At 36.8% G+C, this 14,151-nt stretch carries 10 protein-coding genes and 2 tRNA genes; 1 reads left to right on the top strand and 11 read right to left on the bottom strand.

The features are described from left to right. Positions 1-82 precede the first annotated feature (82 nt). Complete coding sequence (locus tag OL233_RS10630; RefSeq protein WP_275472286.1) at positions 83-1,060, top strand: polyprenyl synthetase family protein; 978 nt, start codon at positions 83-85, stop codon at positions 1,058-1,060. Between the two features lie 40 nt (positions 1,061-1,100). On the opposite strand, the gene cydC is transcribed toward OL233_RS10630, so the two are convergent. The 11 genes from cydC to OL233_RS10575 all read right to left on the bottom strand — a co-directional run bounded on the left by cydC (position 1,101) and on the right by OL233_RS10575 (position 14,128). Continuing rightward, positions 1,101-2,864 (bottom strand): thiol reductant ABC exporter subunit CydC, encoded by a 1,764-nt coding sequence (gene cydC, locus OL233_RS10625; protein ID WP_275472285.1) that lies wholly within the window; start codon positions 2,862-2,864, stop codon positions 1,101-1,103. After that, positions 2,857-4,605, bottom strand: a complete 1,749-nt coding sequence (gene cydD / locus OL233_RS10620; protein WP_275472284.1) for a thiol reductant ABC exporter subunit CydD — start codon at positions 4,603-4,605, stop codon at positions 2,857-2,859. The genes cydC and cydD overlap by 8 nt, the downstream gene beginning before the upstream one ends. A 5-nt stretch (positions 4,606-4,610) precedes the next feature. After that, entirely contained in the window at positions 4,611-5,618 is a 1,008-nt protein-coding gene (cydB, locus tag OL233_RS10615; RefSeq protein ID WP_275472283.1) for a cytochrome d ubiquinol oxidase subunit II, read from the bottom strand. Between the two features lies 1 nt (position 5,619). Continuing rightward, complete coding sequence (locus tag OL233_RS10610; protein WP_275472282.1) at positions 5,620-7,020, bottom strand: cytochrome ubiquinol oxidase subunit I; 1,401 nt, start codon at positions 7,018-7,020, stop codon at positions 5,620-5,622. Between the two features lie 118 nt (positions 7,021-7,138). Beyond that, a complete protein-coding gene (gor, locus tag OL233_RS10605; RefSeq protein ID WP_275472323.1) occupies positions 7,139-8,488 on the bottom strand; it encodes a glutathione-disulfide reductase in 1,350 nt (449 codons plus the stop codon). An 88-nt stretch (positions 8,489-8,576) separates the two neighbouring features. Further along, positions 8,577-9,818, bottom strand: coding sequence for a peptidase U32 family protein (locus OL233_RS10600; RefSeq protein WP_275472281.1), 1,242 nt, complete (start codon positions 9,816-9,818; stop codon positions 8,577-8,579). A gap of 12 nt (positions 9,819-9,830) precedes the next feature. Then, the gene (locus OL233_RS10595) at positions 9,831-10,754 is read right to left on the bottom strand and encodes a peptidase U32 family protein (protein WP_275472280.1); all 924 of its coding nucleotides are present in this window, start codon (positions 10,752-10,754) and stop codon (positions 9,831-9,833) included. A gap of 143 nt (positions 10,755-10,897) precedes the next feature. Then, complete coding sequence (locus tag OL233_RS10590) at positions 10,898-13,357, bottom strand: ATP-dependent Clp protease ATP-binding subunit (RefSeq protein ID WP_275472279.1); 2,460 nt, start codon at positions 13,355-13,357, stop codon at positions 10,898-10,900. A 3-nt stretch (positions 13,358-13,360) separates the two neighbouring features. Then, the gene (locus tag OL233_RS10585) at positions 13,361-13,828 is read right to left on the bottom strand and encodes a CtsR family transcriptional regulator (RefSeq protein WP_275472278.1); all 468 of its coding nucleotides are present in this window, start codon (positions 13,826-13,828) and stop codon (positions 13,361-13,363) included. A 142-nt stretch (positions 13,829-13,970) separates the two neighbouring features. Continuing rightward, positions 13,971-14,044: transfer RNA gene (locus OL233_RS10580), tRNA-Pro, on the bottom strand. A gap of 10 nt (positions 14,045-14,054) precedes the next feature. Beyond that, positions 14,055-14,128: transfer RNA gene (locus OL233_RS10575), tRNA-Arg, on the bottom strand. Positions 14,129-14,151 lie beyond the last annotated feature (23 nt).

The raw sequence follows: 14,151 nt of genomic DNA, 5'->3' as shown, positions 1-14,151 counted from the left end.
ATTTTATGTATCAATCAATTGACACTTGCTTCATTTTAAGCTAAATTGAAGACAGTGTAAAGAATAGTGTAGGAGGCCTAACATGGCGATTCATCCAATCTGGGACCAGTTCCCAACCATCCAAAAAGAATTAACGGAAACACAAAAAATAATGCTGTCCTCTGTCAAAATTCGTAACAAAGAAATGACAGAAGCCCTTCAATTATTTTTTAAGTCTGGCGGAAAATTATTAAGACCCGCTTACTTTTTATTATTTTCAAAATTTGGTGAAGCGCCTAACGGAAAGCGTCGATTTCAGTACGCTGCCTCATTAGAAATTTTACATGCAGCGACTCTCGTTCATGATGATATTATTGATGAATCACCCGTTAGAAGAGATTTACCATCTATTCAAGCCCTATACGGCAAAGATATTGCGGTCTATGCTGGTGATTTCTTATTTACCGTCTATTTCCAACTACTAAGCGGAGCATCGAAAGATCTTTCTACCTTAGAGCGGAATTCTGTCAACATGAGAAAAATCTTAATTGGTGAATTAGACCAGCTCCATCTAAAAAATAATCCAAATATTACGATTAAACAATATTTACAGCATATCCAAGGTAAAACAGCACAATTATTCCAGTTGAGCTGTTACGAAGGCGCTCATTTTGCTAATACTTCAAAACGTGTTCAGCTAATTGCCCAACGCATTGGATATAATATCGGCATGGCTTTCCAAATACTAGATGACGTTTTAGATTATTCTTCTACTGAAGAAGATTTTCATAAGCCTGTTTTAGAAGATATTAAAAATGGGAACTACACACTTCCCCTTATCTATGCTATTAAAGAAAATCCGGATTATTTTTCAATCTTAAATGATAACCGTGATTTAACAGATGATGAAATCACTTATATCGTTAAAGGTATTCAAACATTTGGTGGCATCGAAAAAGCCTCAAAACTTGCAGAACGTTATACTAATAAGGCTCTTTCTGAAATTAATAAACTACCTAATATTCCAGAAAAAGAAATCATCTTAACTGTTACGACAAAACTACTTCATCGTAATGATTAAACAAAAAAGACCTATTGCTTGTGCAACAGGTCTTTTTTGTTTAATTATAATCCAAACTCAATAAATGACGATAATGCTCATTCGTTTGTTTCAACTCTTGTGGTGAACCATCCATCTTGATAGCTCCCTCTTCAATAAAAATAACACGATCCGCTTTCTCAATCGCCATCAAGTGATGAGTGACCCAAATAACAGTTTTATCCTTTAATACATCAAATACTGTTGTAAGTAAAGCATTTTCAGTAATCGGATCTAAACCGATTGTGGGTTCATCTACAATAACAACCGGAACTTTCTGTAATAAAATACGAGCTAACGCAATACGTTGTTGCTCTCCACCAGAAAAACGCTGACCCGCTTCTTCAACAACTGTATCTGCACCATTAGGCAAAGTATCAACAACAGGCTGTAATCCAGCTTGCTTAATCGCTTGTAAAACTTCCTCATCCGTTGCCTCAACATTCCCTAGACGAACGTTATTTAAGATACTTGTATTAAATAAATGAGGCGCTTGGTTCAGAACTCCCACATACGGTGACATATCTGCTATGTCTGAAACAGCATGACCTCCAATAGTGATCGTTCCTTTATCCGGAACTAAATCATGACGAATGAGTTTCGTTAAAGTCGTTTTACCCGTTCCACTTTTTCCTAACACCGCAATTTTTTGCCCTGTCGGAATAGTTAGATTAAAATCAGATAAAATTACTTTACCTTTAGATTGATAGCTAAACGAAACATCTTCTAAACAAACATCATACTGGTCAAATGACACATCCGTCTGTCCTGAGATAATAACATCTTCTTCATCTTCAACTGGAGGTAAGTCATGTAGACGCTTTGTTGAATCTTCATACATCGGTAACTCCGTCACACCTTGACTAATAGGAGAAAAAGCATCCATTAATGGAAATACTGCTAAAGTAAAGGCCGCGACCCAGTTCAAAGCACTTCCCCCTTTGTCGCCAAAGTAAGTTCCCGCCCAGAAAAATATAGCCAGTACAATTAACCCAAAAACAAATTGAATAACTAAATCTTGGAAACGAGTGTAACGATTTAATTTAATATCTTCTTCTCTAACAGCTGACTCGGATTCATTGTAGCGTGTTAAAAATTCGTCATAGCGACCACTATATTGCCAATCTCCCACGCCTAAAATAGAATCTGTCAATTGGTTATATAACACATGACGTTTATACTTACGGCGGTAAATTTTCGCACGATTAATCGCAACAGAGGTTAGAGGTAACACGACTATCAAGATACCTAATAGTAACCCAATCATCAGTGCAAATGGTATTGAGAAAAATCCTAGCATGATAACAATTAAAACGTACAGTAACAATCCAATTAATGTTGGAAAAATCGTTCTCAAATAGAGATTTTGAATATGCTCAATATCCTCTGCTAAAATTCCCAAAATACTACCTGTTTGAAACTCTTCCTTTGATTGGCTTGCTCGTGATTCCAATGAACGATACAACTTATAACGTATATCTGATGTCATTTTTAACACCCAGTTATGACTTCCTAATCGTTCGGTATAACGAAAAACTGGACGACCAATCCCGAAGGCACGCGTCAAAACGATCGGAACATAGACCACTAAAACATTCCATGGTCGCGTTGCTGACTTGCTAATCAAAAAACCTGATGTAAACATCAACGCACTACCTGCAAAGAAAGTCATTAGTCCTAAAAATAACACTAATGCTAATAGACGTTTGTATTTTTTAAAGAAGGGGCGAACCCATGTATCTTGTTTGGTTAATAATAAACGATCTTGTTTTGGTTCATTAGCCATTGTTTTCGCTCCCTCCTCTAATTTCATTTACAAATTCTTTATAAACACCATCTTGAGCTAGTAACTCTGCATAAGTCCCTTGCTCAACAATACAGCCATCTTTCATGACTAAAATATAATCCATTTCTTTCATCCAGTGTAAACGGTGAGTTGCAAAGAAGACTAGTTTATCTTCCATTAATGGCAAGATTGTTTCTTTTAAGTCTGCTTCTGTTTCAATATCTAAATGCGCAGTTGGTTCATCGAACAACATAATTTTACGACTGTTATCTAAAAATGCTCTAGCAAGAGCCACACGCTGCATTTGACCTCCACTTAACATTTGTCCACCTTCACCAATAATCGTATCTAAACCTTCTGGCAGCTCGCTTAAAAGTGATGTTAAACCAGCTTGGCTAACTGCCTCTAACACAGCATCATCTGTTGCATTAGGAACATAGAAATTGATATTTTCTCTGAATGAACCATGGAATATGTATGGATTTTGAGGAACATAGAATAAATTCTTTTGCCAGTTACTGTTATTTAAACTAGTTACTGTTTCATCATTTACTCTAATTTCACTCGATGGTGTTCCATTTAAAAACCCACCCAAAACTTTAATTAATGTTGATTTACCTGAACCAGATAGACCAACCACACCAATTTTACCGTAACCCTGCCACTTAAAGTTAAGTCCTTCAAGCGCATCTTTTTCAATAGAAGCATCATAACTCGCCGCTACATCTTTAAGCTCTAGTTCACTTGTAGATGTCCAACCTGTAAACTGTGTCAATGCATCTGAATTATCAATAGGTTCTTCAACATCCAGTACAGCATAAATACTCTTCAGTGTATTGCCACCATTTAACGTAGCATGATAATCATTCGCAAAATCACGAATCGGTAAGAAAAAGTCTGGCGCTAGAATTAAAACTGTTAATGCTGGGAACAAACTCATTTGTCCTTCAATTAAATTTAACCCTAAAAATAACGCAATAACCGCTACAGATAAGGTTGTGAAAAAATCTAAGGCAAACGTTGATAATATCGCAATCTTCAATGTACTCATTGTTGCTTTACGATAATTTTCACTCACTTGGTAAACATTTTTTCCATAACGTTTACTTAATCCTAGTAAATTCAGTGTTTCTAATCCTCTAAGCGAATCAATAAAATGATTACTTAAACGTTGAAACCCTTCGTACTGCTTATCAGCTTTAGCTCGAGCGGCATAACCCAATACAATCATAAAAATGATAATAATTGGAAAAACAATAAGTAACGTAATCGCTGATTTAATATCTTGAGTAAAAACAAATGCTGCAATAATCCATGGTACAATCATCATATTTGTAATCTTAGGTAGGATGATTGTGATGTAATCCTCTACCTGACTAATTCCTTCAATTGCCATCGTTACCATATTACCTGTTCCTTCTTTTTGAACAAAATTAGGTCCCAGAGAAAAAACTTTTTTTAATAACTGTTGGCGAATAATCTTTGTTTCCTTGTAAGCATAGCTATCTAAAAAACGATCCTTGCCATAATTCGCAACTTGTCGCATCATAAAACATATAAAAAATAAACCGACGTACGTCAATTGGGCCTTCACTGTTTTACCCGCCCATACATTACTGATACCTTTTGCTAAAAAATAAGCCTGACCTATAATCAAAAGAGCCTGCAGGACAGCAAGTCCCGCAAGCCCTATCAATACAGGTCTAATTTTATTGATCTTAAAAAGATTTTTATCAATCATTAGAATTATCCCTCGATTTTTTCTGCGTGTATTCTCTTTCTGAATGTGTAATACGTGTAAACTAAGTAAGCAAGAACAACCGGTAATAAAATACAAGTTACAATTGTCATTACTTTTAATGTGTATGGTGTGCTCGCAGCGTCTGTGATTAATAAATCATGACCTGTTGAACCAATCATAACACGTGGGAACATACCGTTGAATAACAAGATAACAATACCTGCTAAGATTCCGCTTGTTCCAACAAATGATACCATCTCTTTATCTTTGTAAGTACCGTAAGCTGCTATAACAGCCATTAATACGACAACTACTAACAGGATTAAAGTTGATACCGGACGTTTGTCGAAGAAGTCTGTATTTGCCCATAGAAGACCTGCAAATACTACTAAACCAACAAATAATACTGGGTATAAACGTTTTGCTACATGGTGAGCACGATGACGAATTGGCCCATCTGTTTTCAAGCGAATATAGTTTAAACCTTGTAAGAAACATACTAATGTTACAGCAATACCACCTACAACTGAGAAGATATTAACATAGTCGCTAAAACTAGCGTAAATGTTTTTATCATCTGCAATAGGCATACCGCGAACTAAACTTGTAAACATTAGACCAAATAAGAATGGTGTTGTAAGACTTCCGATAAAGGTTGCCCATTCCCATATATTACGGCCACGTTTTGTTTCCATGTGATGACGGAATTCAAATGACACCCCACGTAAAATCAAGCCGAATAAAATTAAGAATAAAACGATGTAATACCCACTAAATAACGTAGCATACCACTCTGGGAATGATGCAAATAAAGCACCTCCCGCAGTAATTAACCATACTTCATTTGAATCCCAAACAGGACCAATTGAACTAACTAATACGTCACGCTCTTGGCGGTTTTTAGCAACTAATTTCATCGCCATACCGACACCAAAGTCAAAACCTTCAAGAACAAAGAAACCAATAAATAACACGGCGATTAAGATGAACCATAATAATTCTAAACCAGTCATATTAGAACGCCTCCTTTGACATTGGATCAATTGTTTCTTCTTCTTTTTCTTCAGCGTATGGACCATATTTAGCTGTACGTTGGATTAAGAAGACTAACACGCCACCTAATAAAGCAAAGATTAAGAAGAACATAATATTCGAGAACATCAATTGCCCAGCTGTCACACTTGGTGAGACACTATCTGCAATTGTGAATAATCCATAAACAGTCCATGGATAACGACCTAATTCAGTAATTAACCATCCTGATGTATTCGCAATAAATGGTGCAAATGTACATAAAGACATGATGACTAATAACCATTTCATTTTTTGTAATTTTTCTTTTCTTAATAAGAATAATCCAACGACAGATAATAAAGCCATTAATGAACCAAAACCTGCCATAAAGCGGAAGCTCCAGAACAATGCATTAACCGGAACATAATAATCGTTTGCTTTATCCCCATACTTTTCTTTTAGCTCTTCATTAATCGTATTCATACCTTTGAAACGTCCTTCATGTGAACTTCCTAAAATACTTAATAAATACGGAATTTCAATTGATGGTCCCTCTGTATGATTTTTTTCATCCATCAAACCGATTAATTTCCACGGCGCTGGATCTTCAGTATCTTGGTAAATACCTTCTGTTGCAGCAAATTTCATTGGTTGATCTTCGATAATAGCTTGAGTTTGTTCGTGACCAACAGCAATTGTTGCTACTGAGAAAATTAAACCAATTACTAAACCAATTTTCATTGATTTTTGGAAGAAAACAGTGTCCTCTTTACGTAACATCTTCCAAGCTGAGATACCTGCGATAATGAAACCACCTGTAACGAATGCTCCAAAGATAACGTGTGGGAATTCTAACCATAGTTGGTGATTTTTTAATAACGCACCAAAACTTTCTAATTCCGCACGACCTGTCACTTCATTAATACTGAAAATTTCTTTTGAAGGATTTTGCATAAATGAGTTCGCTGCTAAAATCCATAAAGCTGATAATGTTGACCCTAAAGCAACTAACCACATGAACACAACGTGAAGTTTTGGACTTACTTTATCCCAAGTAAATGCCCACAACCCAATAAATGTTGATTCCATAAAGAATGCTAATAATGCCTCTACTGCTAACGGTGCTCCGAAGATATCACCCATGAAACGAGAATATTCAGACCAGTTCATACCGAATTGGAACTCTTGAATAATTCCTGTTACGACACCCACTGCAAAGCTTAATAGGAAGATTTTTCCCCAGAACTTCGCCATGTCTTTGTAAACCTTGTCTTTCTTTACGACGTACATCGTTTCCATGATGGCAACAGCTAATCCTAAACCAATTGATAATGGCACAAAAAGAAAATGGAAAACTGTGGTCATCCCAAACTGAATACGTGCTAATGTTAATACATCCACGTAAAGAACCTCCTTTAAGTTTTTTTATATATTGTAATTATTATTATTACCTAACTATTATAAAACATCTTACTATAAAATAGAAATTTAATTTTTTTGATGATTATTAAATTTCGAACTATCTTAATGTGACAAATTCTTCAGAAGCAGTTGGATGAATAGCAACCGTGTCATCAAAGTCTTGTTTCGTTGCACCCATCTTAATAGCAACAGCAAAACCTTGGATGATCTCATCCATTCCGACTCCAATACCGTGTAAACCGACAACTCGTTCTTCCGGGCCAACGCAAACCAATTTAACAGTTGCTTTCACTTTACGTTCTTGAAGAGCGTACTGCATTGGATTAAATTGTGACTGATAGACTTTAACATCGTCTGAACCATACTGCGTCTTAGCCTCCGCCTCAGATAATCCAATCGTTCCAATTGCAGGATGACTAAAGATAACCGTTGGAACATTTGTATAGTCAACCTTAGCAGTTGGTTTCCCATTAAATAAACGTTCTGCTAATTGACGGCCAGCCGCAATCGCAACAGGTGTCAAGTCAACCTTACCGATATTATCCCCCACAGCATAAATTCCTTCTTGAGAAGTTTGCTGATACTCATCGACCTCAATATACCCTTCTTTTGTTAACTGAACATCAACTTTTTCCAAGCCAATACGGTCTGTATTCGGAACACGACCAATTGCCCAAATTACTTTATCTGCTGTTAGTTCTATTTGATTATCAAAGGACACTGTTACTTGGCCATTAGCTACCTCTTCAACTTTAGTCGGGACTGAATTAGGATGTAATTTAATCCCTTCTTGCTTATAGATAGCTAACATAGCTTCGACAATAGTTTCATCAAACTGTCTTAACGGGCGGTCATGACGGTACGCTAGGTGCACCTCGCAACCCAATCCATTTAAAACGCCTGCTATCTCAACGGCAATATAGCCCGCTCCAACAATCACTACCTTTTCTGGTAAACTGTCTAAAGCGAAGAAGCCATCAGAATCTATACCCAACTCGCTACCTGGTAAATCTGGAAACCGTGATCGTCCACCTGTTGCTATTACAATATGCGGAGCCGTGTACTCATTTCCATTTACCTCAATAACTCGCTTGTCTTTAAACTTAGCATAACCTTTTTCAACTGTTATATTATTTGAAGCTAATCCTTTAGCATAAAGACCTCTTAAACGTTCAATATAGCTATCTCGGTTGGCTACTAATTTTTTAAAGTCAAATTGATTGACCGTTGCATCAAGACCGTAACTCCTACTGTCTAAGACTAACGCCTCTCTCATCTGTGCAGCATTCCACATTACTTTTTGGGGGACACATCCAACATTGACACACGTTCCGCCAAAATGTTGCCCTTCTACTAATAATACACGCGCGCCATACATGGCAGCTCTATTGGCCGTGGCAATACCACCACTACCGCCACCTACGACAATGTAGTCAAACTCTTTAATAAGCCAGTCCTCCTTTCCTCTACACTATTACCCAATTTGATTATACTCATCACCTACTGCGTAACGCAATTAATCTGTTTGGTAACCACTATTTTTTCTTGCGAATCATATCTCCCGTTTTTACAGGCTGCTCCACTGGCATTGTTAATAACATCATTGGATTTGGAGCACGGTCAATCGCTTCGCCTTCCTCATTCCACATCTCTTCAACACTTTGATAAAAATGATTGAAACCAGGACCATAAAACTCGATTTCATCCCCAATTTTAAAATGATTACGTTGACGAATTGTAGCTAAACCAGTTTCTTCGTCATAGCTCATCACTTCACCGATAAATTTGTAAACTGGAATCTTACGACGCTCACCGAATAATTGCTCTTCTTCAGTTGGTGTTTGATAATAGAACCCAGTTGCTAATTCACGCTGTGCAACTTTCCATAGCTCATCGACCCATTCTTGTTTACAAACATAATTTTCTGGATCTTCCATATACGTATCTACTGCTTTTTTATATACATTAGCTACAGTAGACACATAGTGAATAGACTTCATACGCCCTTCAATTTTAAAACTATCTACCCCATTTTTAATTAAGTCAGGGATATGTTCAATCATCGACATATCAACCGCACTCATTGAAAATGGTTCATCTTCAATTTCACCATTCGTTAGAAGAGAACGATGCTCACCTGCGTACGGCATATCAAACAAATCATACTTCCAACGACAAGATTGAGAACAACCACCTCGGTTAGCATCACGCTTAGACATATGGTTAGATAATGTACAACGACCTGAATATGAAATACACATTGCGCCATGAATGAACGCTTCAATTTCAATATCCGTATTCTCACGAATTGCAGCCACTTCTGCCATTGATACTTCACGCGCCAATACAACACGCTCTAATCCTTCATTCTTCCAAAACTCTAACGTCTCATAGTTTGTTGCCGATGCTTGCGTTGACAAGTGGATGGGTAAACCTGGCGCTTCTGTGGCACAGATCTCAATCAAAGCTGGATCAGATACAATAACCGCATTAATACCAATATCACGCAAGGTTCTAAAGAACTCACCAGCACCTACTTCATCACCTTCATGAGTTACCATATTAGCTGCTACATAAACTTTGGCATCATACTCTTTTGCAAAAGCCACACCTTCTGCCATTTCTTCAAAACTAAAGTTACCTGCTCGACTTCTAAGGCCGTAAGCGTCTCCCCCAATATATACGGCATCCGCTCCGTAGTGAATCGCTGTCTTTAATTTCTCTAACGTTCCAGCTGGTGCAAGTACCTCTGGACGTTTTAATGTTGTTTTATCCATTACTATATCCTCCTATTTCACTTCATCTGGATCCATTAAGAAGAATCCTGTATCTAAACTACGCTCATCTGGATGTAACTCAATGACTTTATTAGTCAAACTTTGAGCAACACCTTCTGACCATTCACCTTTTTCAATTAACTCTTTCGCTTCAATAAATAACGTCGTAATCTCAACAAAGTTTTCTCCTGGGCTATATATACCATCTAACTTCCAATGCGTAATCCCAATCTCATTTAGCTTATCTAACTCTGTCATCAAGTTAACATCGCTATCCGCAAAGATATGTGTCCCATGCTCATCTTCATAAACTGAATAATGTGTATCTTCTTTCTTAGGTTCAGAGATAAATAAACCACGCTCCTTACCAACACTGTCCTCACTCTTAATGTACGAGAAGAAATTCTCTACTAAAGGACGTTTTGATTGATGAATACATGTTGCGCCGTAAACCAATACTTCACCGAAAACTGTTAATTTTTCTGCCATTTCTTTCATTTCTAAGTAAGGAACCTCTCGTGCGACTACAGCACCTACAGCACCACGTTTTCCCCAAAAATTAATTTGACGCGCACTTGTTACTAACGTATGGGCATCGTAAATATACGGAATCTTAACTTTATTTTTCTGAAGCAAGAAAATAACGCCTGTATCTCCTACTGTAATTTGATCCACTTCAATTTCTTCCAAAAATGTTAAGTATTCTGGAATCTCTAGCATTTTCTCTGGATGCATAATTCCATTTACTGCAATAATAGCCTTCTTACCATGGAAATGAGCCAACTCAACTAATTCTTTTTGCTCTTCTCTCGAAAAATAAGTGGGTAATCTCAAACCAAATCTTTCATCTCCAAAATAAATAGCATCTACTCCGCTTTCAAGTAAAGCCTTCGCTTGAGCCATCGACTCAACGGTTGTTGTAATCTCAATTGCCATTCTACTCGCCTCCGTTTTAATAAAATGCGTAAAAAAACGCAAAAAGTTGGTAGGAGCTTTGGTTTTGCACCTACCAACTTATAAAAGTTTTGTAATTTTATACCTTAAATTTTAACCCTTTTTGTGAATTTTCGCAAGTGCTTTTAACCTACTGTTAACGTAATCTCACCTTTCGTTGCACCAATTGTAACCTTATCACCTTGTGCAATCTTTCCAGCAAGTAACGCCTCACTTAATCGGTCCTCCACTTCTTTTTGTAAGGCACGTTTTATTGGACGCGCACCGTACTCTGGATCAAATCCTTCTTTTCCAATAATGTCTAGCGCTGCAGTTGTTAACTTAAGCTTCACATCTTGTTCAACCAAACGTTCTACAATTGATTGACTTAAAATCTTAACAATTTCTCTTAACTCTTCTTTATCTAAAGATTTGAAGACAATCGTTTCGTCAATTCTATTTAAAAATTCTGGCTTGAACGCCTTCTTCAATTCCTCTAAAACGCGACTCTTCATTGCACTATGATCTTTAGTCACATCAGAAGCGTTAAACCCAACTGATTTTTCTTCTTTAAGAGCTGTCGCCCCCACATTAGAAGTTAAAATAATAATAGTATTTCTAAAGTCAACTTTTCGACCTTTAGTATCCGTTAAATAGCCATCATCCAATACTTGAAGCAGGATATTGAAAATATCAGGATGAGCTTTCTCAATTTCATCAAATAATATAACTGAATAAGGCTTTTGACGAATTTTTTCTGATAATTGTCCACCCTCATCGTATCCAACATAACCCGGAGGAGATCCAATTAGACGGCTTGTACTATGCTTTTCCATAAATTCAGACATATCCACTCTCACAAGAGATTCCTCAGAACCAAAAACAGTTTCAGCTAACGCCTTAGCTAATTCTGTTTTACCAACCCCTGTAGGACCTAAGAAGATAAACGACCCAATAGGTCTCTTAGGATCTTTAAGCCCACTACGCGCTCTTCTAATGGCTCTAGAGACAGCTCCTACAGCTTCTTCTTGACCAACTACTCGTTTATGTAATTCCGATTCTAAATTTAACAAACGTTCACTTTCTTTTTTCTCTAATTGTTGTAGAGGAATAGCTGTCCACTGTGATACTACTTCAGCAATATCTTCAGCTTGAACTTCAATTTCATAATTAATAACTTTATCAGCTTGTGCTTCAATATATGCTTCTAATTTTTTCTCTTGTTTCTTTTCTTTTTGGCGTAATTCAGATGCCGCCTCAAAATCTTGACGCTGAATCGCTTCTAATTTTTCTTGTTTGATTGCAACTAATGCCTCTTCTAAAACAACTAGGCGTGATTTTTTACGAACAATACTTAGTCTCACCTTTGATGCTGCTTCATCGATTAAATCGATAGCCTTGTCAGGTAACTGACGTGTTGGCAAATAACGAACCGATAAATTAACCGCAGCCTCTACCGCCTCTTCAGTAATCGCAACCTTATGATGTGACTCATAATGCCCTTTTAAACCGTCTAAAATTTGGATTGCCTCAGCAGCTGTTGGTTCATCAACCATAATCTTCGCAAATCGTCGTTCAAGAGCTGTATCTTTTTCAATATATTTTTGATACTCATTTAACGTGGTTGCACCAATTGTTTGAAGTTCTCCACGAGCTAAAGCTGGTTTCAAAATATTTGAGGCATCAATTGCCCCCTCAGCGCCACCTGCCCCAATAACAGTGTGTAACTCATCAATAAATAGAATAACATTGCCATCTTGATAAATTTCTTCAATAATTTTTTTCATTCTATCTTCAAATTCACCCCGATATTTTGTTCCCGCGACCATAGAACCCATATCAAGCATCATTAGGCGTTTCTTAGCAATTTCTTCTGGCACTTCACCCATAACTATCTTTTGAGCTAACCCTTCTGCAATAGCTGTTTTACCAACCCCAGGCTCACCTACTAGAACAGGATTATTTTTTGTTCGTCTACACAAGACTTGAATGATTCTCTCAATTTCTTTACTTCTACCCACAACTGGATCAATCTTATTAGAACGAGCATAGCTTGTTAAATCACGTGCAAGTGAGTCTAACATAGGAGTTAAACTACCTGAAATATCATCAGATTTATCTTGAGAGAATCCTTTTTTAGTAGTCTTCATCCCTCTACTTTCAGTAACACCAATGGTTTTAAGTATATATTGACGCGTCTTAGCTAAACTTAATCCAAAATTTTGGAGAATACGAGCAGCTAATACCTCTTCATCTCTCAATAAACCTAATAAAATATGCTCTGTCCCAATGCTAGGGGCACCCAACCGTTTAGATTCATCACCTGAAAAAGCCAAGACTTTTTTAGCTCGAGGTGAATAAGGTAAGAAACGATCATTAGATCTCCCTTTAGAAGAGCCGTATCCTGTTATTTTTTCTATCTCTTCAATAATATATTTTTCTGACATACCTGACTGTCTAAGGATTTTACCAGCTATTCCATTTTCTTCAGCTACTAGTGCAAATAAAAGATGTTCCGTTCCAATCGATTGGTGCTTAAAATATTGCGCATTATCTTGTGCTAAGACTAATACTGTTTTTGCTCTTTCAGTAAAAAATTGTTCCATTATTTATTCCCTCTCTTCATAGCCAAGACGTTCTAATAACGTCTCCATCATATTTGCTCTTATTTTTGAATCTTTTTTAGAATTATTAGATAACACAGACCTTACAAATATAGCCTTCATTAACTCTTCTTCTCTAATTGTTATTAATTCAAACTCTACCAATTTATGAAGCATCCACTCTGCTTCTTGTTCAGTTAGTTCACCTTCTAAGTTCCTTTTTAAATCGAGTAGTACGCTATGTTCCGTATGGATAACTTTTTTTATCCTTATAAAACCACCGCCACCACGCTTACTCTCAACAATATAACCTTGACTTATTGTAAAACGTGTATTTATAACATAATTTATTTGAGACGGTACGCAACAAAAATAGTGAGCTAACTCCACACGCTTAATTTCAATCATATTTTTTTCATTTAAAACACTTTTTATATGACTTTCAATAGCATCTGACATATTTTTACCACCCACATCTATTTCCCTCCCACATAAACTGACTTTATTTGACTTATTTCATTATACTAAAACCATATCTATAAATGCAAAAAAAAGACACGTTATTGTATACAAAAAAAGCTAAACATTAAATGTTTAGCTTTTACCGGTTATAATATCGGGAAGACAGGATTCGAACCTGCGACCCCTTGGTCCCAAACCAAGTGCTCTACCAAGCTGAGCTACTTCCCGGGATAATACATGCACCCAAGAGGAGTCGAACCTCTAACCGCCTGATTCGTAGTCAGGTACTCTATCCAATTGAGCTATGGGTGCTCATTTATTAGTTTACTAATAAA

This window comes from Vagococcus proximus (assembly GCF_029143285.1).
Classification (GTDB): domain Bacteria; phylum Bacillota; class Bacilli; order Lactobacillales; family Vagococcaceae; genus Vagococcus_D; species Vagococcus_D proximus.
Note: the sequence above shows the minus strand (reverse complement) of the source record. Positions and strands in the feature narration are given on the sequence as shown.

Excerpts from the sequence above, each read along its gene's own strand:
- OL233_RS10630 (WP_275472286.1), top strand. The coding sequence starts at position 83 with ATGGCGATTCATCCAATCTGGGACCAGTTCCCAACCATCCAAAAAGAA.
- cydC (WP_275472285.1), bottom strand. The coding sequence starts at position 2,864 with ATGGCTAATGAACCAAAACAAGATCGTTTATTATTAACCAAACAAGAT.
- cydD (WP_275472284.1), bottom strand. The coding sequence starts at position 4,605 with ATGATTGATAAAAATCTTTTTAAGATCAATAAAATTAGACCTGTATTG.
- cydB (WP_275472283.1), bottom strand. The coding sequence starts at position 5,618 with ATGACTGGTTTAGAATTATTATGGTTCATCTTAATCGCCGTGTTATTT.
- OL233_RS10600 (WP_275472281.1), bottom strand. The coding sequence starts at position 9,818 with ATGGATAAAACAACATTAAAACGTCCAGAGGTACTTGCACCAGCTGGA.
- OL233_RS10595 (WP_275472280.1), bottom strand. The coding sequence starts at position 10,754 with ATGGCAATTGAGATTACAACAACCGTTGAGTCGATGGCTCAAGCGAAG.
- OL233_RS10590 (WP_275472279.1), bottom strand. The coding sequence starts at position 13,357 with ATGGAACAATTTTTTACTGAAAGAGCAAAAACAGTATTAGTCTTAGCA.